The organism is Sorangium sp. So ce321 (genome assembly GCF_051530195.1).
Classification (GTDB): domain Bacteria; phylum Myxococcota_A; class Polyangia; order Polyangiales; family Polyangiaceae; genus Sorangium.
Map to the genome: position 1 here is coordinate 12699729 of NZ_CP150329.1, position 19221 is coordinate 12718949.

The 19221-nt window shown below is 72.8% G+C and carries 18 protein-coding genes; 13 read left to right on the plus strand and 5 right to left on the minus strand.

The annotated features are described in order from the left end of the window. Window positions 1-379: 379 nt before the first annotated feature. The 4 genes from WME89_RS47165 (at window position 380) to WME89_RS47180 (ending at window position 4726) form a co-directional block, all read left to right on the plus strand. Window positions 380-2053: a porin gene (locus tag WME89_RS47165; RefSeq protein ID WP_438006083.1), complete on the plus strand. Its 1674-nt coding sequence runs from the start codon at window positions 380-382 to the stop codon at window positions 2051-2053. Window positions 2054-2203: 150 nt separating this feature from the next. Further along, a complete protein-coding gene (locus tag WME89_RS47170; RefSeq protein WP_438006084.1) occupies window positions 2204-3487 on the plus strand; it encodes a penicillin-binding transpeptidase domain-containing protein in 1284 nt (427 codons plus the stop codon). Between the two features lie 506 nt (window positions 3488-3993). Continuing rightward, window positions 3994-4245, plus strand: a complete 252-nt coding sequence (locus tag WME89_RS47175; protein ID WP_129354294.1) for a hypothetical protein — start codon at window positions 3994-3996, stop codon at window positions 4243-4245. 301 nt (window positions 4246-4546) lie between these two features. Further along, window positions 4547-4726, plus strand: a complete 180-nt coding sequence (locus WME89_RS47180; protein ID WP_436619988.1) for a hypothetical protein — start codon at window positions 4547-4549, stop codon at window positions 4724-4726. A 150-nt stretch (window positions 4727-4876) separates the two neighbouring features. Here the strand turns inward: WME89_RS47180 and WME89_RS47185 are convergent, their stop codons facing one another. The 4 genes from WME89_RS47185 to WME89_RS47200 form a co-directional block, all read right to left on the minus strand. Further along, on the minus strand, window positions 4877-5383 hold the full coding sequence (locus WME89_RS47185; protein WP_438006085.1) for a hypothetical protein: 507 nt from the start codon (window positions 5381-5383) through the stop codon (window positions 4877-4879). A gap of 60 nt (window positions 5384-5443) precedes the next feature. Next, complete coding sequence (locus WME89_RS47190) at window positions 5444-8494, minus strand: BamA/TamA family outer membrane protein (RefSeq protein WP_438006086.1); 3051 nt, start codon at window positions 8492-8494, stop codon at window positions 5444-5446. 24 nt (window positions 8495-8518) lie between these two features. Further along, on the minus strand, window positions 8519-9628 hold the full coding sequence (locus WME89_RS47195; RefSeq protein WP_438006087.1) for a PilZ domain-containing protein: 1110 nt from the start codon (window positions 9626-9628) through the stop codon (window positions 8519-8521). Between the two features lie 127 nt (window positions 9629-9755). Continuing rightward, window positions 9756-10745, minus strand: a complete 990-nt coding sequence (locus tag WME89_RS47200; protein ID WP_438006088.1) for a methionyl-tRNA formyltransferase — start codon at window positions 10743-10745, stop codon at window positions 9756-9758. Between WME89_RS47200 and WME89_RS47205 the strand changes: the two genes are divergently transcribed. From WME89_RS47205 to WME89_RS47245, 9 genes are all read left to right on the plus strand, one after another. Continuing rightward, window positions 10718-11545 (plus strand): cell division ATP-binding protein FtsE, encoded by an 828-nt coding sequence (locus tag WME89_RS47205; RefSeq protein WP_437621479.1) that lies wholly within the window; start codon window positions 10718-10720, stop codon window positions 11543-11545. The two genes, WME89_RS47200 and WME89_RS47205, sit on opposite strands and share 28 nt — an antisense overlap. 42 nt (window positions 11546-11587) lie before the next feature. Continuing rightward, entirely contained in the window at window positions 11588-12481 is an 894-nt protein-coding gene (locus tag WME89_RS47210; RefSeq protein ID WP_438006089.1) for a cell division protein FtsX, read from the plus strand. After that, entirely contained in the window at window positions 12478-13482 is a 1005-nt protein-coding gene (locus WME89_RS47215; protein WP_438006090.1) for a murein hydrolase activator EnvC family protein, read from the plus strand. Before WME89_RS47210 ends, WME89_RS47215 begins: the two co-directional genes overlap by 4 nt. 78 nt (window positions 13483-13560) lie before the next feature. After that, window positions 13561-14334, plus strand: coding sequence for a ribonuclease PH (gene rph / locus WME89_RS47220; RefSeq protein WP_438006091.1), 774 nt, complete (start codon window positions 13561-13563; stop codon window positions 14332-14334). Beyond that, entirely contained in the window at window positions 14331-14957 is a 627-nt protein-coding gene (rdgB, locus tag WME89_RS47225) for an RdgB/HAM1 family non-canonical purine NTP pyrophosphatase (RefSeq protein ID WP_438006092.1), read from the plus strand. Before rph ends, rdgB begins: the two co-directional genes overlap by 4 nt. Before the next feature lie 105 nt (window positions 14958-15062). Further along, complete coding sequence (locus tag WME89_RS47230) at window positions 15063-15431, plus strand: AtpZ/AtpI family protein (protein WP_437621486.1); 369 nt, start codon at window positions 15063-15065, stop codon at window positions 15429-15431. Then, window positions 15421-15861, plus strand: coding sequence for an ATP synthase subunit I (locus WME89_RS47235; protein WP_437621487.1), 441 nt, complete (start codon window positions 15421-15423; stop codon window positions 15859-15861). Before WME89_RS47230 ends, WME89_RS47235 begins: the two co-directional genes overlap by 11 nt. Before the next feature lie 222 nt (window positions 15862-16083). After that, window positions 16084-16851: a F0F1 ATP synthase subunit A gene (gene atpB / locus WME89_RS47240; protein ID WP_437621488.1), complete on the plus strand. Its 768-nt coding sequence runs from the start codon at window positions 16084-16086 to the stop codon at window positions 16849-16851. A gap of 293 nt (window positions 16852-17144) precedes the next feature. Beyond that, a complete protein-coding gene (locus tag WME89_RS47245; RefSeq protein WP_012240589.1) occupies window positions 17145-17483 on the plus strand; it encodes an ATP synthase F0 subunit C in 339 nt (112 codons plus the stop codon). Between the two features lie 238 nt (window positions 17484-17721). On the opposite strand, the gene WME89_RS47250 is transcribed toward WME89_RS47245, so the two are convergent. Next, on the minus strand, window positions 17722-19083 hold the full coding sequence (locus WME89_RS47250; protein ID WP_438006093.1) for a L,D-transpeptidase: 1362 nt from the start codon (window positions 19081-19083) through the stop codon (window positions 17722-17724). Between the last annotated feature and the right edge of the window lie 138 nt (window positions 19084-19221).

The window sequence follows — 19221 nt, forward strand, 5'->3', positions numbered from 1 at the left end:
GACGCCCCCCACTCCGCACGCGATTGTCCGGCCCGCTCGCCTTCCGACCTACACAGATCTGTAACGTCCAGGTCATAAGCCCGTCGTCGAGTGCGTGCTGGACTCCGGCGCGCGGGCGAGCCGCACAAGGGAGAACTGCATGAGGTTAGCTACATCGGCGCTGCTGGGCATGACTGTTACGCTGTCGAGCCTTTCGGCGCTAGCACAGCCTGGGCCTCAGGGCCCGGCGCAACCGGCGCCCGCGCCGCGACCGGCCGCGGCGCCCACCCCGCCCCCCGCCGCAGCGCCGCGACCGGCCGCGGCGCCTACCCCGCCCCCCGCCGCAGCGCCGCGACCGGCCGCGGCGCCCACCCCGCCCCCCGCCGCCCAGCCCCCGGCCGTGGCACCCGCCCCGCCCCCGGCCGTCGCGCCGACGCCGCCCCCGGCCCCGCCCGCTGGCGCTGCAGGCGCAGTGCCGACGCCGCCTCCCCCCGCGGCGCCCGAGCAGGTGCAGGCGCCCGTGGCCCCGCTGCCGCCGCCGCCTCCTCCTGGAGCGGCAGCGGCCACGGCGCCGCCGCCCCCGCCGGCGCAGGTGTTCGCGCCGACGGCCGAGACCGCCGTCGCGACGGAGCAGCAGCCGCTCGCCGGCTGGCACGGCGGCTTCTTCCTCCGGGACGCCAACGACACCTTCCGGCTCTATCCGAAGGGACGGCTGAACGTCGACTTCTACAGCAGCTTCGGCGGCGGGGTGTCGGACGTGACCGCGGGGGACAACGGGGGCGCCTTGAAGCCGCGCCTCTTCATCCGCCGCGCGCGGCTGGAGCTGGCCGGCGAGTTCCTGAAGAAGTGGTCGTTCGATCTCGACGTCGATTTCGGCGGGCAGGGGCTCGCGAACACCAATGGCAGGACGCAGAACTCCGCGTCGAACGTGGGCCAGGCGCCGTCGGCGGAGACCGCGCGCTTCGCCGCGATCTCGAGCGCGACGTCGAGCGCCGTGCTCGCCGATGCGTGGATCAACTACTCGGTCATGCCGGCGCTGAACTTCATGTTCGGGCAGTACACGACGTTCTTCTCGCTCGACAACCAGACGAGCGACAACAGCACGACGTTCCTCGAGCGCAACATCGCGATCCGGAGCTTCGCCTACCCCGAGGGCAAGGACATCGGCCTGACGATCTGGGGCGACGTCGCCGACAGGACGGTCGTCTACGGCGTCGGCGTGGTGAGCGGTGACGGGCAGAACCGGCCCGGCGTCGACGCCCCGCCCGATTTCGTCGCGCGCGTGTTCGCCCGCCCCTTTGCCGGCGACAAGAAGGCGCTGCTCAACAAGGCGCAGATCGGCATCAGCGCGCACCACGGGGAGCGCGACCAGGACTACGTGAGCTATGACTACGCGCCCATCAGGACGGGGCAGGGCTACACGCTCTGGGGCGGCGGCTACCGCGACTCGCTGGGCCGGCAGATCCACGTCATCCCGTCGGGCGCGCAGAACGCGATCGGCGGCGAGCTCCGGCTGCCCATCAAGATGGTCGAGCTCCGGGCGGAGGCGTACTACGTCGCGAACAACACCCGCGAGGCCGTGGAGGGCTATCAGCTCACGAACACCGAGCGGCTCGGGAAGGTCAGCGGGCTCGCCTGGTACGTGCAGCTCTCGGCGTGGCCGTTCGGCGACACCTATGTCAGCGGCGACCCCGGGTTCGCCCCGCGACCGACGAAGATCGATCTGTCGAAGCCGCTCGACAAGCTGAAGTCGGGGCTCGAGGTCGCGGCGCTCCTCTCGAACATCAGCGCGACGTACGACGGCGCGTCCCGCTCGACCGCGTATTATGACGAGAAGACGCCGGGCGCCGAGGGAGGGCCGGGCACCGATCTCGACGTGCTGCAGATCGGCCTCGCGGCCAACTACTGGCATACGAAGAACGTGCGGCTCGGCGTGAATTACAACGCCTACCTGACGCCGGGCAGCGGCTCGGACGAGAACCTCCTCCGGGTGCCGGGCAATACCTTGCAGGACCCCGATCTGGACGCGCACGCGCTGCATGAGCTCAGCGCCCGGCTCAGCGTGTCCTTCTAGCCCCCGCGCCGCCTTCCCCGCCGGGGCGGGCGCCTCGATCCTTTGCCCTCCAACGAAACGCGCCGCGAGGCTCGCCGCGGCGCGCTCCGCCCGCCGGGCGGCGCGCCTCATTTTTGGCCCAACGCAGCCCGGCGGGGTACCCGTCGGGCCATGCGCGACATGCGTCAGTGGATCGCCGTCGGTGCAGCGGTGGGGCTCGTGGCCGTGACCCTTCCCATGCTGCGCGAGCACGACGTCCAGCTCGGGGGGCTGCTCGCCAAGAAGACGACCACCGGCGGGCCCACGATCACGCGGACCGTGACGCCGCCGCCGCTCACGGACCTCGATCTGACGCGCATCGACGACCGGAGGAGCCCGCCGACGGCGCCGGCGCACGGCGACCGCGTCGCGGAGCTGACCCTCAACCCGATGTACCAGCGCGCGGCGCTCGGCTTCCTGCGGGCAGGCCAGGTCCCGGAGGGCGCGGTCGTGATGACCGATATCCGGACCGGGAAGGTGCTGGTCTGGGCGAGCTACGTGAACGAGGGAGCGCTGCACGACGTCGCCGCCGAGGCCACCGCGCCGTCGGCGAGCGTCTTCAAGGTCGTGACCGGCACCGCGCTCATCGAGGCCGGCCTGAGCCCGAACACCAAGCAGTGTTATTCGGGCGGCGAGCACTCGATCAAGGCGGCCGACATGGTCGACAACAAGCGGCGCGACAAGTACTGCGCGACGCTCGCGCAGGCGATGGGGCGGAGCATCAACACGGTGTTCGCGCGGCTCGCCGCCAAGAACCTCGACCACGAGAAGCTCGGCGCCGTGGCCGCGAAGCTCGGCTGGGGGCAGGACACGCCGTTCGACGTGAAGGTCGCGACGAGCACGATCGCGCTGCCGGAGGACGATCTCGGCTTCGCGCGGACCGCGGCGGGCTTCTGGAATACGACGCTCTCGCCCTTCCAGGGGGCGAACCTGGCGACCACCATCGCCAACGGCGGCGAGATGATCCGGCTTCACGTCGTGTCGAGCGTGAAGGACGAGATCGGCGAGATCTACCAGGGCGCCAGCGAGCGGCAGGTGCTCAAGCGGGTGATGGACGAGAGCACGGCCAACGCCGTGACCGCGATGATGGAGGCGACGGTGGATAACGGCACGAGCTACCGCTCGTTCCACGATCGCAACGGCCGCGCCTACCTCCCGGATATCCGCGTGGCGGGCAAGACCGGGACGCTCACGAAGCCGACGCCCGAGGGCCCCTTCTACACGTGGTTCGTCGGCTTCGCCCCGAGCCGCAAGCCGGAGGTCGCCATCTCCGTGATGGTCGCCAACAGCGCGAAATGGCGAGTGAAAGCCACCAACGTCGCGTGCGACATGCTGCGCACCTACTTCGCGGACAAGGGGGCGCCCGGCGTGAGCGATCCGAGCGACCGGACCGGCTCGACAGCCAAGCGCCGCTGACGTCGACGCGCCACGAGCCGCGGCAGCCGCGGCAGCCGCGGCGCGCCCGGCCCGACCCCGGCGCGCATTGCGCTGCGCAGTGCGGTGCCTGACCTCGAGCGCCCGCCATCCCCTGCCCCGCCGGGCTGCTCGGCCGCGAAGCGCGAAGGAAGATGGGCAGCGAGCGGACGAACGCCTAGCCTGTGCGCCCTCGCTGCAAGGCTGAGGGCGGTCGTCGTGGTTTCCGCCCAGCGCGCGATCCCGCGCACGACGACGCGGCGGGTCGCTGGGCCCGCTCGACGGCCGGCGGGGTTTGCAGAACCATTGTACGCGCCGTCAACACGATTGATTTACATAACTTTTCGCCCGGGAGCTACCCTCCCTACACCCGGTCCGCCGTCGGCGGCGCGAAGGTCCGGGCGGCTCCGATGCAGCCGGACACCCTGGGCCAGGGTGGGACCTAGTTGCGAGAGGTGCTGCTTGTGCAGCTTGTGCTCGGCCGAGATCTGCGTGCTAGCATCTCTGTTGTGCAGGTTGTGCTCCGCAAGCTCGGCCGGGGATCGCGCGCAGTCGTTGGCCGGCTCGTCCGTGCACCACGGAAAGGCTCGGTCATCGTCATCGAGTTTTCCGACGGAATGCATGAATATGTGACGACGCCGGTCAAGCGCGTGTTGCGTCTCGCCGGGCGCGAAGTGTTCTACATAGAGACCGTGAACTCCCGGTACCGCCTCGAGGTGCGCGGCCGCGAAGTCGCGCTGGACGGCGCAGTCGGCGGCTGAGACCGGCCGGACGCGGCCGAGCCGCGCGAGATCCCGCGCTGGGCGAGACAAGCACGACGAACGCGGCGAGCGCGACGACACGCCGGCGCTGCCAGCGCGCGAGACACTGCACGCGCGTCTAGCCCGGGAACTGCGTTTCCGAGCGCATTGCCCCTTGCGCTCCCATTCGCTCTTGGGCACATTCCCGCTCCCTTTGAGGGGCCCCGCGGTAGGCCATCCACCGGTGCAGGATGGAGCTCGCCTGGCGAGCTGTCTTCACCATGCCGCGCCCGCGCCCCCGACCGCCAGGAGATTGAAGCAGATGGGCAAGCGCGATCGTCGCCAGTCGATGAAGATGAGGCGCCGCAAGGCGCAGGCTGCCAAGAAGGAGCGCGCCAAGCGCAGCAAGCTGTCGAGGGCCACGACCGAGGTCGCCGGCAAGGCCAAGAAGCCGCGCGCTTCGAAGGCTGCCGCTCCCGCCAGCTCTTCCCCGGCTGCCTGACGGGTGCGCGGCCGGTCCACCCGGCTGCGCGTGGGACCGCCGTCGCTGCGCGGTCCCGTCGATCACCAGGATCGCGCCGGCCGGCAGCTCGCCTGAGCCAGGCGCGGTCCCCCGCGTGCTGCCGCGCCCGTCCGGGATTCGCGGCGACGTTCACTCATCAAGGATGACACGCGTGTGGAGGCTCCGGCCGGGCTTCCGGCCCGCTTCGCCCGCGCTCGCCGCCTCGCCGGCCGCCTTCTCCGCGGGCGGGGGCTCGCCGAGGAGCCCGGCGTCGCCGTCCTTCCGCTCCTCGCCGACCAGCTCCCAGTGGCCTCGCTCATCGCGCCAGCGCTGGGCGATCCGGGTTGTGCGGACCGTGGCCTCGTCGTTCGGCAACCACAGGACGTCGAGGTAGACCTCCGCCTCGTCGCGCTGGGTCATCTCGAAGCCGCCGAACTCCACGTCGACGACCCGGATGCGGGTGCCCCAGTCGGCGTGGCGGCTCATGAAGTCCTGGCGCGCCCGCGAGCCCACGCGCTCGAGCGCGACATCCATGCGACCGAACCGGGCCGCCGTGTTCATCTCGAGCGCGGCTTCGGTGAGGCGCTGGGAGCTGCTCGGGGCGATGCCGCAGCTGGCGAGGGAGAGGAGGCTCAGGGCGAGGAGGACGCGGGGCATGGCCGAGCACCGTGGGCGAAGGGGTCGGCGCGGGCAAAATTTCCAGCGGACGCGCGGCGATCAGAACGAGTTCGTCGAGACGAAGTAGAGCTGGCCGCCAGGGATCGCGAGGTCGCTCAGGCCGTAGGCGTACCCGAACCGCAGCTGCGAAAAGACGACGTACCCGGCGTTCAGGCTGAACCACACCTCGCCCCCGATGGAGGTGTGCAGCTGAGGCGAGTAGAGGAGGCTCCCGCGCTTGAAGAGCGCGAGGTCGTCCGTCTCGAAGCGGTTGAATGCGCCGCCGTGATCGAGGAAGAGGCTCGCGTCGATGCGGCGCAGGTAAATCGGCAGCGTCGAGATGCCGCGATCCGGCTGCAGGATGGGCACGCGGTACTCGAACGTCTGCGAGAAATACGAGCGGCCGGAGACCACGCCCGGCCCGTAACCGCGCAGCGTGAACGAGCTGTTCGTGACCCCGGTGATCAGGGTGTCGGCGAGCGTGAGGTTCTCGAGGTCGTACCCGCCGACTGCGTAGGCCGCGCCCCGGGGGAAGTTGCCGCCGGAGACCGCGCCGGCGACGCGGAATGCGAGGGTGTGGTCGCCCGACCAGGGCATCGCCACGTAGGCGCTGAGCGCCGTCGAGAACGCGTACGTCGTGTAGCTGCTGCCCGTCTCCGGGCCGGCGTAGTCGAGGCCGGCGCTCAGCGAGATCCCGCGCGGGGCGCCGGCCGCGTCGACCGAGCCCTCGGCGTTCGAGAACGCGTAGCCGAGGTGCGCGAGGTTCAGCGTGCCCTGCGGCGGGAGGATGGTCCGGGGCGCGTACGGGTCGAGGTCGTCGCCGATGGGGAGCTTCCCCTTGAAGGCGACGCTGCTGAACGACGCGCTCAGGGTCTGCCACGAGAACTCGCCGCGGACGGGATAGCTGATGCCCGAGACGATCCCGATCGATCGCTCGTCGTACGTGATGTCCCGGCCGCCGATGCGGTAGCCGCGGCGCGGCGAGGTCACGTGGTAGCCGCGGACGCCGAGGTCGATGGGCAAGCGCCCGTAGTTGTACCCGAGCAGCACGTCCGGGGACGGCGCGTCCGGCTGCACCGTGAGCTCTCCGAAGATCGCGTGGCGACCGACGATGTCGCCGCCGGTCACGCTCACCGTCAGCGCGTTGGAGCCATAGCTCCCGGGCGCGTAGTCGAGCGTGATCGCCCGCGGCGCGAGCGTGGGGAGCGGGTTGTACGGAGAGCGCTCCATCCGTATCGCCGAGACCTCGGCCGCGGGGTCGGGGCGGTCGCCCGGCGGCGGCGGCGCCGGGAGGAAGCGCGCCGGATCGAGCGGCATGACGAAGAGGTCGTGGCCCCGGGAGGTATACCCGACATAGACAAGCGTCTTGCCATCGGGGCTGATCGCCGGATGGAAGGCCCCGAGTCTCACGTTCGTGACCTGCCGCAGGGCGCCGGTCGCGAGATCGTGGGCGTAGACGTTGTGGATGCCGGTGCGGTCGGAGGTGAAATACAGCGTCCGGCCGTCGGGCGACCACACCGGGCTCATGTCGCTCGCGCGATCGCGCGTCACCTGACGGAAGCCGCCCGTGGCGACGTCCACCACGCGGATGTCGCGGTAGCCGCCGGCGGTCCAGACGCTGTACGCGAGGAGCTTGCCGTCGGGAGAGAACGACGGGGAGTAAGCCTGCTCGAAGCGCGCGCTCGGCACGAGGTCGCGCCGCTCCGAGAGGCCGCCGCCCGGCGAGAGCCGCGCGATCTCCAGGTAGCGGGTGCCCTTGCTGTTGAGGGAGAAGGCGACGTGCTCTCCGGTCGGGCTCACGTCCGGGGCCGAGGAGCGGAGGCCGCGCGTCAGCCGTCGACGCGAGGGCTCGTCGCCGTCGGGCGCCGCCTCGCCGCGCGGCAAGAAGACGAGGTCGTCCCGGTAGTACTGGTTGCGCCACGGCATGAGCGCGGTGAAGACCATGTCTCCGGCCGGCGTGAAGGCTGGTCGCGAGGCCGAGTTGGTGCGCGCGACGAGCGCCTCCGGGCGCTCGCTCCCGGGCGCGGGCGCGGCGAGGGAGAGGCGGTAAATGCCGGGGCGCTCGCGGCCGTCGTCGCGGAAGTAGACGATCTCGTCCGCGGCGCCGCGGCGCGCGACGGGCGGCACGAACCGCGGGTAATAAACGGTGCGCTCGTGGTGGGTGAGCCGCGTGCCCTCGCGCAGCCCGCGCGCCTCGACCTCCGCCATCTGCTCCCGGTAGAGCCGGCGGAGGTGGTCCTTCCATCCCTCGTACAGCTCGACGTAGGTCCTGCCGGTCACGCGGCGGATGGCGCGGTTGATGCCCCACGGGACGACCGACGCTCCGTAGTCGGCGGAGACGGCGCGCATCGTGTTGGGCCCGTAGACGTCGAGGATCCAGCCCAGGAACCTCGAGCCGTAGAGGTACCAGAGGGTGCCCTGCGGCCAGCGGAACGGGGAGCTCGAGATCTGATCGAGCCCCGCGATGTTGTCCTCGAGCACGTCGGCGCGCAGGTACATGTCGAACATGGTCGAGCGCATCCGACCGCCGCTCGTGTGGTTGCTCTCGCTCACGACGGCGAGCCCCTCGATGATCCACCGCGGCTGCACCTGGTTCGGCGAGAACGACTTGCCGACGATCGCGTTCAGGATCGCCGGGATCCCCGACGTGTTGTCGATATGCGCGATGTGCGTGAACTCGTGCGTGACGAGGTCGAGGTACCAGTCGTCGTAGTCGCCGAGCGTCGACATGTCCTCGGGCCCGGACACGAGGAGGCGGATGGCGTTGTACGGGAGCGTGCCGGCCGACCCGTTCGCGATCTCGGAGTCGTCGGTGATCACGATCTCGGTGCGGCTCTGCGGGGCGTAGCCGAGCGCGTCCTCGACGCGCCCGTAGATCGTCTCGGCGAGCGAGGCGATGCGCGCCGCGATGGGCGCGAGGCCCTGCGGGTGGTGCACGCGGAAGTGCTCGGTCTCGAAGGTCCAGAAGGCGAGTTCAGGGTCGCCGGTCGCCCGGGCGGGCCGCGGCGTGAGGAGCAGCAGCGCCGCGAGGGCGACGGCGAAGAGGAAGGAGGCTGCGCGATGGAGCGGCCGGCTCGCTCGCGAGCCGGGGCGCGCGGGAGGTAGATTCACCTGGATCGATGCGGCGTGGCGACGTCAGAGGTCGTCGTAGAAGAGCGGCTCCCTGTTGCGCGTGAACCGGGAAACGAGCTGGCGACCCTCGGGGGAGATCTGCGTGATCCGCGCGCCGAAGCCGGGCTCGGCCGAGTCCCGCGAGCCGCCGGCCTCGCGCGTCCACCGGACCGTCGCAGACGCGGTGAACTCGTAGTCGCCCGGCAGGCGGACGCGCAGGGTCACGACGGAGCCGATCGGCGGGATCTTGTAGGTCGCGACGAAGATGCCGCCGTGCTCGATGACGTCGTTGCCAGCGAGCCCCTTGTAAAAATTCGAGGGGGTCAGAGCGCCGAGCTCGACGTCGACGGCGGCGGCGGGCGCGCGGCCGTCGACGGGCTGCGGCGCGGGCTGGTACGGCGGCGCGCGGCGCGCGTCCGCGGCCGGGTGAGGCGCGGCGGGGTACGCAGGCGGGGCGGGCGCATGCCGTGGCTGCTGAGGTGAGGGCAGCGTGTGCTGGAGGTGCGCGGGAGCGGCCACCGCGACAGGCGGCGGCGCAGCAACCGCGACCGGCGGCGGCGCGGCCACCGCGACAGGCGGCGGCGCAGCAACCGCGACAGGCGGCGGCGCAGCAACCGCGACAGGCGGCGGCGCGGCCACCGCGACCGGCGGCGGCGCGGCCACCGCGACAGGCGGCGGCGCAGCCACCGCGACGGGCGCCGGCGCAGCCACCGCGACGGGCGCCGGCGCAGCCGCGAGCGGCGGCGGCGCGGCCACCGCGACCGGCGCGGGCGCAGCCACCGCGACCGGCGCGGGCGCCTGCGCGGACGCGCTCGCGGCCTGCGCTCTGTTCAGCGCATTCACCTTGCTCAGCGAGGAGGCGACGTGCTCCATCAGCACGTCCACCACCGGATCGGCCACGGTGATCCTCTGAAGGCGGTTCAGGACGTCGCGCACGTGACCGAGCGCGATCTCGCTGCCGTCGAGGGCCTGCCCCCCGGAGCGCTCGATGCGATGCATGATGCCCATCGCCTGCGCGATCGGCTCGGCGAGCGCCTCGATTTCAGGCGACGCTGCCCCGTTCGACTGGAGCGCATTGAGCGCCGCGGCGAGCAGTTCGCGGGCGCTTTTCGCAAGCTGCGCGGGTTCCGACATGAATCCTCCGAAGGGCGCATCCTACGCGGTCGCGCGCGCGCAGGTTCAGGATTTGATGACCCGCGAGCCGGCCAGGCGAACCCGCCGGCGAAGCGCGGCCGGCCACCGCGCGCGCCCCGGCAGGCGGTCACCCGCCCGGCGCGCCCGACACCCCCGACACCACGAGCGCCGCAAGCTCCCCCGCCGACGCCGGCTCGCCGTCGATCTCCCCCGCCAGCAACGCGACCGCCGTATCGCCGGTCCGCACGACGGCCACCCCGCCCTCGGCCACCGCCTCGCCCGGCGCCAGCGCCTCGGGGAAGCCCGGCGCCGGCGCAGCCCGCAGGACGATCACGCAGGCGCCCTCGATCTCGGTCCACGCCCCGGGCGCCGGCGCGAGCGCGCGGATGTGCCGGAGGACGCGCTCGGTCGGCCAGGACCAGCAGATGGCGCACGCCTCGTCGTCCGGCGCGGGCGCCTCCGTCGCGAGCGCCGGATCCTGGGCGACGCCCGCCACCTCCTCGCCGCGCGCGAACCGGGCGACCGTGCGTCGCAGGACGCGCAGGCTCGGACGATCCAGGGCGCGTGCGAGCTGCCACGCGGTCCACGCCGGATCGATGGGGAGCCGCTCCTGGTCCAGGATGTCGCCGGTGTCGTACTCCGCCTCGATCCGGTGCGCCGTGACCCCGCTCTCGGCGTCGCCCGACGCGATCGCCCAGTACGTCGGATCCGGGCCGCGGTGGCGCGGGAGCAGCGAGGGGTGCACGCCGATGCCCCCCAGCCGCGCCGCCCTCACGAGCGACATCGGCAGGCGCGTGGTCCAGAACCAGCTCACCAGGAGGTCGGGCGCGAGCGCCTCGACGCGCGACCGGAGCGCGGGGCGCCCGACGTCGGGGCGCAGCAGGAGGCGCGCGCCGAAGACGCGGCGGGCGCGGCGGAGCCCCACGGCGTCCGCGCGGCTGATCGCGGCGAGGGCGATCTCGTGGCCGTCGCCGTGGAGCAGCAACGCCGCGAGCGGGAGGCCGAAGAAGGCGATCCGGAGGGGACGCCCGTCCGGCCCTCGGCCGAAAAGTTTTCCGTGTCCGAGCAGGCTGATAGGTGAAGGGTCCGATGGCGGCGCCCCCCCCGCAAGGCTCATTTCGTCCGGCGCTCCGGCCCGGCCACCGCTACGACGCGTCCGCTGCGCGCCGGCCGATCCTCGTCTTCGAGGACGTATATAAGTCGTACCGCGCGGACCAGCCGGTGCTCCGCGGCATGTCGCTGTCGATCGAGCGCGGCGAGTTCGTGTTCATCACCGGCCCGAGCGGCTCGGGCAAGAGCACGCTCCTCCGGCTCGTGCACCGCACCGAGCGCGTGGACGACGGGCGGATCCTCTTCCTCGGCCGGGACATCGCGCGCCTGACCGACACGTCCATCCCGGCGCTGCGGCGGAACATCGGCTTCGTGTTCCAGGATTTCAAGCTGGTCCCGAGCTGGACGGTGTTCGACAACGTGGCGATCGCGCTGGAGGTGCTCGGCCTGCCGTCGCGCCTGCTCCGGACCCGGGTCGGCGAGGCGCTCGAGCGCGTCGGGCTCTCGGGGCGCGGCGGCGACCGGGCGCAGGTGCTGAGCGGCGGCGAGCAGCAGCGCGTCGCGATCGCGCGGGCGATCGTCGGCGAGCCGGCGCTGATCCTCGCGGACGAGCCCACCGGCAACCTCGACCCGCAGCTCGCGATCGATCTGCTCGGGCTCTTCGAGGACATCCACGAGACCGGGACGACGGTGCTGTTCGCGACGCACGACCGGACGCTGCTCGACGTGCGCCCGCGGCGCGTGGTGGTGCTCGACGACGGCAAGGCGACCGATGTGCCGAACGGCCTCGGGGCCGGCGGCGACCTCGCGGCCGGCGAGGACGAGGGCGAGGACGAGTTCGACAGCGGCGTGCGCGGCGCCGCGTAGGGCCGAGGGCGCGCCGCACCAGGCGACGGATAGAGGGACCGGATGCAGACGAGCGAACGAGACGATCGGCGGAGGTGGCTGCGCACCTGGCGGGCCGGGAGGAGCGACTGGCGCCTGCAGGCGCTGTCGATCTTCTCGCTCGCGGTCGCGTTCGTCTGCCTCGCCTCGGCCCTCCTCGTGGTCACGAACCTCGTGGCGGTGCGCGATCGCTGGTCCCGCGCCGGCCGCGCCACGATCTACCTGCGCGACAACGCGACCGAGGCGGAGACCGCGGAGCTCACCCGCGCGCTCGAGGGCACCGACGGCGTCAAGAAGGTCCGGCTCGTGACGAGCGCCGAGGCGCGGCGCGAGGTGGTCCACGACGACGGCGACAAGGCCCTCGCCGCGCTGCCGACGAGCGCGTTCCCCGCGTCCCTGGAGGTCGGCTTCACCGAGGAGGTCTCCGACGAGGCGCTCGCCTCGATGACCGTGAAGCTGCGCGCCCTGCCGGCCGTGGACACGGTGGAGACCTACCAGCGCTGGACGGAGCGGCTCTCGTCGCTCCTCGGCGGCGGCGTGGCCGCGAGCGCCTGCCTCGCGGCGATCGTCCTCTGCGCCGTGGTCAGCGTCATCGGATCGACGATGCGGCTCCTCCTGCACCGCCGGAAGATCGAGGTCGAGGTGCTGAAGCTGGTCGGCGCGACCGACGGCTTCGTGCGCCGGCCGTTCATCGTCGAGGGCGCGACGCAGGGCGCCGCCGGCGCGGCGGGCGCGCTGCTCATGCTGGGCGCCCTGTTCATGATGGTGCGGGGCCGCTTCGATCACGAGCTCGCGAACCTGCTCGGCGTCTCGCCGTCGTTCCTGCCCTGGCCGGTCGCGCTCGGGATGATCGGCCTCGGCGCCGCGCTCGGCGCCGCGACCGCGCTGCTCACGCTGCGCAAGATGGTGGCGGTGTGAAGCGCCGCGCCCGGATCGCCACGATCGCGCTGGCGCTCTCGACCGGCGCCGCCACGAGCGGCGCGGAGGTCCCGGCGCTCGATCCGACGCTGCCGGCCGCGAGGGCCCCCGCTCCGGCGGCGCGCCCGAGCTCCGCGCTGGCGGAGAACGATCTCGACCGGCTGCTCGCGAAGCTCGACGCCGAGGAGAAGGCGCTGCGCGCGGAGCTCGACGCGATCGGGCCCGCGCTCGAGGTCACGCGCCGCCGGATGATCGCGCGCGGGCGCGCGTATTACCGCCACATCCGCGCCGGCTTCCTCCCGGTGGGCGGCGGGTTCGACGCGCTGGTCGACCACGCCGCCCGCGTGGAGCGCACCCGGCTCGCCCTCGAGCGCGACCTCGCCCGCGAGGCCGAGCTGACCCGGCGCAGCGCCGAGCTCGCCGACCGCCTCACGCACCTCGGCGCCGAGCGCGCGCCCCTCGAGGTGCACCGCGAGGCGATGAACCGCGCCCGGGTCGCGCTGGCCCAGGAGGAGGAGCGCCGCGCCGCGTTCGGGCGCGCGTTCGAGACGAGCGTGCGCCCCGACTACCTCGCGATCTACGGGGCGGACGTGGGGCCCGCCGAGCTCGATCGCCGCGCCGGGTTCCGCTCGCTCATGGGGCGGCTCCCCTTCCCGATCGCCGGCCGCGCGGAGGTGCGCAAGGTGTCGCGCCGCGGCGCCGGGGGCCCGGGCGTCGAGCTCACCGCCCTCGACGGCGCGCCGGTGCGCAGCGTGGCAGCTGGGCGGGTGGCGTTCGCCGACACCTACGCGGACTACGGGCTCACCGTGATCGTCGATCATGGCGAGCGGCACTACTCGGTGTACGCCCACCTCGGCGCCGCGGACGTGAAGGCCGGCGACCAGCTCCCGGGCGGCGCGCGGGTGGGCACGGTCGCGAGCGGGCCGGACGGCGCGAAGCTCTACTTCGAGCTGCGGCGCGGCGCCGAGGTGATCGACCCGGGTCCCTGGTTCGGGATGTAGCGCCGCGGCGCTCGTCGCCGGCCCGCGCCGCCGCGCGCGGAGGCGGTGCCACGCCCGAGTTGTGCTAAGGCGGCGCTCGTGAATCGCCCTGACGGCCGCGCCCTCGACGTCCACCGCCCCGTGGAGATGATCCTCGGGTTCCACCGCAACGCAGAGGGGTCGGTCCTCTACCGGGCCGGGAGGACGGTCGTGCTCTGCACGGCGTCGATCGATCCCACGGTCCCCGCCTGGATGAGCGGCAAGGGCGCCGGCTGGCTCACCGCCGAGTACCAGATGCACCCGCGCTCGAGCCCCGCCCGCAGGGAGTCGCGCGACGGGCGGGGCAAGGCCCCGAGCGGGCGCACGCAGGAGATCCAGCGGCTCATCGGGCGCGCGCTCCGGGCGGCGGTCGATCTGAAGCAGCTCGGCGAGCAGACGATCGCGATCGACTGCGACATCCTCGAGGCGGACGGGGGCACGCGGACCGCGTCGATCACCGCCGGGTTCGTGGCGCTCGCGCTGGCGCTCGACCGGCTGCGCGCGGCCGGGTCGCTCCGGGGGCCGGTGCTCCGCGATCAGGTGGCGGCGATCAGCGTGGGCCACCTCCCGGGCGGGCTCGCCCTGGATCTCGTCTACACCGAGGACAGCGCCGCGCGCGTCGACATGAACGTCGTGGCGACGGCGGTCGGCTCGATCGTCGAGGTCCAGGCCACGGCCGAGGACGAGGCCATCCCCCGGACGGAGCTCGACAGCATGATCGATCTCGCGCTCGCGGGCGTGGCGTCGCTCGCCAGCGCGCAGCACCGGGCGCTGGCCGACGCCGGCGTGGACCTCTCCGGGCTGTTCAAGACGGACCACTGGAGGGTCGCGTGAGCCGAGAGCCGCTGCGCCTGCTCGCCGCCACGTCGAACCGGGGGAAGCTCACGGAGCTGCGGTCGCTGCTCGCCGATCTCCCGATCGAGGTGCGCTCGCTCGCGGAGCTGCTGCCGGACGCGCCGCCGGTCGTCGAGGACGGCGAGACGTTCCTGGACAACGCGCTCCTCAAGGTGCGCGCCGGGGCGCTCCGGTCGAGCCTCGTCACGCTCGCCGAGGACTCGGGGCTCGAGGTGGACGCGCTCGACGGACGGCCGGGCGTGCGGTCCGCCCGCTTCGCGCGGGAGGGCGCGACCGACGCGGAGAACAACGAGGCGCTGCTCTCGGCGCTCGAGCGCGTGCCGGACGACCAGCGTCGAGCGCGCTTCCGCTGCGTGATGGTGCTGCTCGATCCGCGATCCGAAGCGCCACCGATCGTGACCGAGGGGCGCTGCGAGGGGTGGATCGGCCGGCATCCCCGGGGCGCGGGCGGCTTCGGCTACGACCCGCTGTTCGTCGTGGAAGGCTACGGACGGACGATGGCCGAGCTCGGCGAGGCCGAGAAGAACCTCGTGAGCCACCGCGGCAAGGCCGCGCAGGCGATGCGGGCGTCGCTCGAGGCGCTGATCGCGCGGCGCGCCTAGCCGCGGCGCCTCAGGCCGAGCGCCCGACGGCGGTTGACCCCGTCTGGAACCGCTTGTAATCGCGACCAGAGGCACCCAGGTACTGCCGGGTGATCGGATCCCCTGATGAAGCAGGAGTGGAAGGCCGTCGGAAGCTACGGGACCATCGGTCTCGAGGTGGTGCTGAGCATCCTCGTCGGCCTCTTCATCGGCCGCTGGCTCGACGGGAAGCTCGGGACCGAGCCGCTGATGTCGGTGCTCTGGTTCTTCTTCGGGCTCGGCGCCGCCGGCAAGGCGGTCCATCGGGCGTGGAAGGACATGCAGGCGGTGGCCGCGCGCGAGGAGCGCGAGCAGGGGAACCCCGCGCCGATGTTCGACGACCGAAAGGCGCGCCAGGACGAGCGCGCGCAGGGCGACGACCGCCGGGCGGCCTCGAGCGTGACGACCGACGACCTCGACGAACGGCAGCCCGCGAAGGAGCACGATGAGCGCTGATCGACCATCTGGGGCCTCCGGCAGCGAGCCGCCGCCCAGGGAGCCCGACGCAGAGGACAGGCCGGGCGTCGGGGACGCGACCATGCGCGCCGTGCTCCGCTGGGTCGCCGGCACCGCGGCGGTCCTGTCCGTGGCCGGGCTGCTCGCGTACGGCCCGCGCGCGGCGCTCGGCGTCGCCCTCGGGGGCGCCATCGCCACGGCGAACCTGTACGTCTTCGCCCGGATCGTCGACGCCTTCATCTCGCGCCGGGGCCACACCGTCTCGTGGACGCTGATCGCGATGGTGAAGCTCACCGGCCTGATGGGCGGCGTGTGGCTCGTCCTGAAGACCGAGGCGGTCTCGGGGGTCGCCCTGATGGTCGGCTACGCCTCGCTCGTCGTCGGCATCAGCCTGGGGACCCTGTTCGGACCGAAGCCCCCGGCGGACTGAGCCCCGCCGGGCGCGCCTGGCTGGCCTCCGGGGACCAGCGGCGCCGGCGCGACCGGCGCGCGGCGCGGAGGGGTCCTGGCGCGCTCCAGGGTGCCCACCGTAAACGAGTTGTGGTAGAGGCGAGGCCCCTCGACCGAGGGCGAACTCCCAAAGGCGCGCCAGCACGCGACCGTGCCGGCGCAGCCGCGCGGCTGCCAGCGCGGCGCATCGACGACGAAAGCCATGCCTGAGCACACAGGGTTCCTCACGTACCTCCTGGCGCAGCTCCCCGGACTCCGGGAGAACGCTCGCAACATCGGCAAGACGTTCATCGGTCACCACACCGTGGACTACCGCGGGACCGAGCCGATCTTCATGAGCCTCTTGATCATCGTGCTGTTCGTGCTGCTCGCCAGCGAGGTGCGCGCGCAGTACCGGCGGCTGAACGAGTCGGTGATCCCGGAGGACAAGCTCACGCTGCGCACGTTCTTCGAGGCGTTCTTCGGCTACTTCTACGGGATGGCGCGGGACGTGATGGGGCCCGTGAACGCGAAGCGGTACTTCCCGCTCATCGGGGGCTCGGCCGCGTTCGTCTTCTTCTCGAACGCCTCGGCGCTGATCCCGGGGGTGAACCCGCCGACGTCGAACCTGAACGTCACGGTCGGGTGCGCGATCGTCGTGTTCGTCCTGTTCAACTACTACGGGCTGAAGGAGAACGGCCTGAGCTACCTCGCCCACCTCGCCGGGCCGAAGTGGTACCTGGCGCCGCTCATCTTCCCCATCGAGGTCATCTCCACCTGCGTCCGCCCGGTCACGCTCTCGATCCGGCTCATGCTCAACATCGCGGTCGATCACCTCGTGGCGAGCATCTTCCTCGGCCTCGTCGCGCTGTTCGTCCCGGTGCCGCTGATGTTCCTGGCGATCATCGTCATCGTCGTGCAGACGCTGGTGTTCTGCCTGCTGAGCTGCATCTACATCGGGCTCGCGACGGAGAAGGCGGACCACCACTGACCGCTTCGCCTGGCCGCTCGGTCAGGGCCCCGCCGACGCCGCAGAGAACGGCGCGGCAGGTGAAGAGAAGGCTAGCCAGCCCTCGAAAAACGGATTAGAGGGGCCCCGCTGTCGGTGGGTTGCCCCAGAGAGGTGGGTGGACCGCGAAGGCGTATCCCCTGCCGAAGCAGTAGAAGAGGTCCCCGGAGCGATCCCCGGATCTCGATGGGGGCCGCCCGCGGAGCCCCCGACCCACGCAGATGTTACGCATGCAGCCCCGCGCGGGTTGTGTGGCTTGAAAGGAGCAGATTCGGATGTCGCTGAAGAGCAAGCTGTCGCTGTCCGCCGTTGTCGGCACTGCGCTGGTACTGGTTCCCGCTATGGCGCTGGCGCAGGATGGCGCGGCGTCGAACAAGTACGACGCGAACTCGTGGCTCGCCGTCGCGGCTGGATTCGCGATCGGCATCGCTGCCCTCGGCGGCACCATGGGCCAGGGGCGCGCTGCCGCCGCCGCCCTGGAAGGCATCTCCCGGAACCCGGGCGCTGCGGCGCGGATCCAGACCCCGATGATCCTCGGCCTGGCGCTCATCGAGTCGCTCGTGCTCCTCTCCTGGGTCATCGCCTTCTTCCTCCAGGGCAAGATCGCCCCCTGAGCCAGCGCCCGCCGCGCCCCGCCGGGCCCGGCTCCGCTGCTCCTTCCCTCCGCCCTCCCCCGCTGCGCCGGCCGAGCGCTCCTTCCATGGAGCCTCGCCGCGCGCGATGTCCCGCCCGAGCACCACGACCCGTCGCACGCGCGGCCAGCGTCGCACGAGCGGCCAGCCCGCACGGCAGCGCTCGCCGCGCGAGCTCGCCTCGCCCTGCGTCTCGCGGCGCCGGCGTGTCCTGCTGCAGCTACCTCACGCGCACCACGGTGCCCGGCTCGTGCGCCGTGGGGAGGACGGCCGTCCAGCCGGCGGGGAGCCGGGGCGATGTCCACCAGAACAGCCGCTGCGCGTCGAGCGGGGCCAGGTTCACGCAGCCGTGGCTGCGCACCTGGCCGAACGAGCGATGCCAGAACGCGCCGTGCAGCCCGACCCCCTTGGAGAAGTACTGCACGTAGGGGACGTCCTCCATCCGGTAGTAGCGCTCGGCGCCCTCGTCCTCGAGGTTGTCCATGTCCGAGGTGAGCAGCTTGGCCCAGACGCGGTAGGTGCCGGCCGGCGTGGCGCGCGGCGACCCCGGCGCGCCCTTGCCGGTCGAGACGAGCGTCGCGAACACAGGGCGCCGCCCCTCGTACGCCACGAGCGTCTGCGTCGCTCGCTCGACGTCGATCCACCGCTCGCCCGCCTCGACGTCGACCTCGGGCGGCGGTGGCGCCATCGAAGGCCGCCGGAGATCCCGGACCGCGATCCACGCGGCGCCGTCGCCGTCCGCGATGCGCGCGAGCTTGCCCGCGGAGCCCTGCGCCTCCTCGAGGTAGGGGACGACCTCGAACCGCGCCTTGCTCTCCTCGGTCCGCGCGAAGCCCGCCGCCGTCCGCGTGAAGAGCGGCGCCCGCTCGGCCACGACCCACGCGGTCGCGATCTGCGCGGCGCCCGCGGGGACGTCCACCCCGTGGAACGCGAAGGCGCGCACCGGACCGAGATCGCGCATCGGCACCCAGAAGCCGCTGTTCGTGCGGCCGTACCGCGCCCCGCCGACGGCCCGCTCCTCGACGATCGCCACGGCGAACCCGGGCTCGAGCTGCGCGTCCGGCGCGTCGACGTCGGCCGCCTCGGCTCGGCGGTAGCCGAACGATCCGTCGGGTCCGACGAAGTAGTAACGGTACGGGAGCCCGTCCGGCATCTCGCGCCACGTCCGCACCAGCGGGCTGATCGGACCTGCGGCCGAGAGCTCGACGGCGTCGTCGCAGACCCAGGCGGTGGCGCCCACCTCGAGCCAGCGCCCGAGGCAGCCGTCGGCCCGCCGGACCGCGAAGATGGGCAGCTGCACGCTGCGGTCGACGGAGCCGCGGCGGCGCGGGCTCTCGCCCGGCGCCTCGAACAGCGGCTGGTCCCGCTTGAGCACGCGCGCGCTCTTGACCCAGGCCGGGAGCGGGACCTCGCCCGCCGGCACCCACGGCGGCAGCTGCGCCGCGAAGACCGCCCCGCCCCAGATCGCCGCGCCGAGGGCGACCGCCGCCGCGGCGCCCCGCAGCGCGCCGCGGCGCACGCCTCGCAGCGCGCCGCGGCGCAGTCCCCGCGAGCCGGCCGCGGCGCCTCCACGCTTCACCATCTTGCGGCGGGATCCTAGGACGCTGCGCGCGCTCAAGCCAAACTCCCGCCTGGCGCCGCGCCCGAGCGCCCTCGTCCCGGCGCCGTGGCGGCGCGGATCATCTGGCCCCGGCGGGATGTCGCGGCTCGGCGCGCGACC

Coding starts and splice junctions, on each gene's coding strand:
- WME89_RS47210 (WP_438006089.1), top strand. CDS start 11,588: ATGCAGACGAGCGAACGAGACGATCGGCGGAGGTGGCTGCGCACCTGG.
- WME89_RS47245 (WP_012240589.1), top strand. CDS start 17,145: ATGTCGCTGAAGAGCAAGCTGTCGCTGTCCGCCGTTGTCGGCACTGCG.
- WME89_RS47235 (WP_437621487.1), top strand. CDS start 15,421: ATGAGCGCTGATCGACCATCTGGGGCCTCCGGCAGCGAGCCGCCGCCC.
- WME89_RS47185 (WP_438006085.1), bottom strand. CDS start 5,383: ATGCCCCGCGTCCTCCTCGCCCTGAGCCTCCTCTCCCTCGCCAGCTGC.
- WME89_RS47200 (WP_438006088.1), bottom strand. CDS start 10,745: ATGAGCCTTGCGGGGGGGGCGCCGCCATCGGACCCTTCACCTATCAGC.
- WME89_RS47170 (WP_438006084.1), top strand. CDS start 2,204: ATGCGCGACATGCGTCAGTGGATCGCCGTCGGTGCAGCGGTGGGGCTC.
- WME89_RS47250 (WP_438006093.1), bottom strand. CDS start 19,083: ATGGTGAAGCGTGGAGGCGCCGCGGCCGGCTCGCGGGGACTGCGCCGC.
- atpB (WP_437621488.1), top strand. CDS start 16,084: ATGCCTGAGCACACAGGGTTCCTCACGTACCTCCTGGCGCAGCTCCCC.
- WME89_RS47205 (WP_437621479.1), top strand. CDS start 10,718: ATGGCGGCGCCCCCCCCGCAAGGCTCATTTCGTCCGGCGCTCCGGCCC.
- WME89_RS47195 (WP_438006087.1), bottom strand. CDS start 9,628: ATGTCGGAACCCGCGCAGCTTGCGAAAAGCGCCCGCGAACTGCTCGCC.
- WME89_RS47230 (WP_437621486.1), top strand. CDS start 15,063: ATGAAGCAGGAGTGGAAGGCCGTCGGAAGCTACGGGACCATCGGTCTC.
- WME89_RS47180 (WP_436619988.1), top strand. CDS start 4,547: ATGGGCAAGCGCGATCGTCGCCAGTCGATGAAGATGAGGCGCCGCAAG.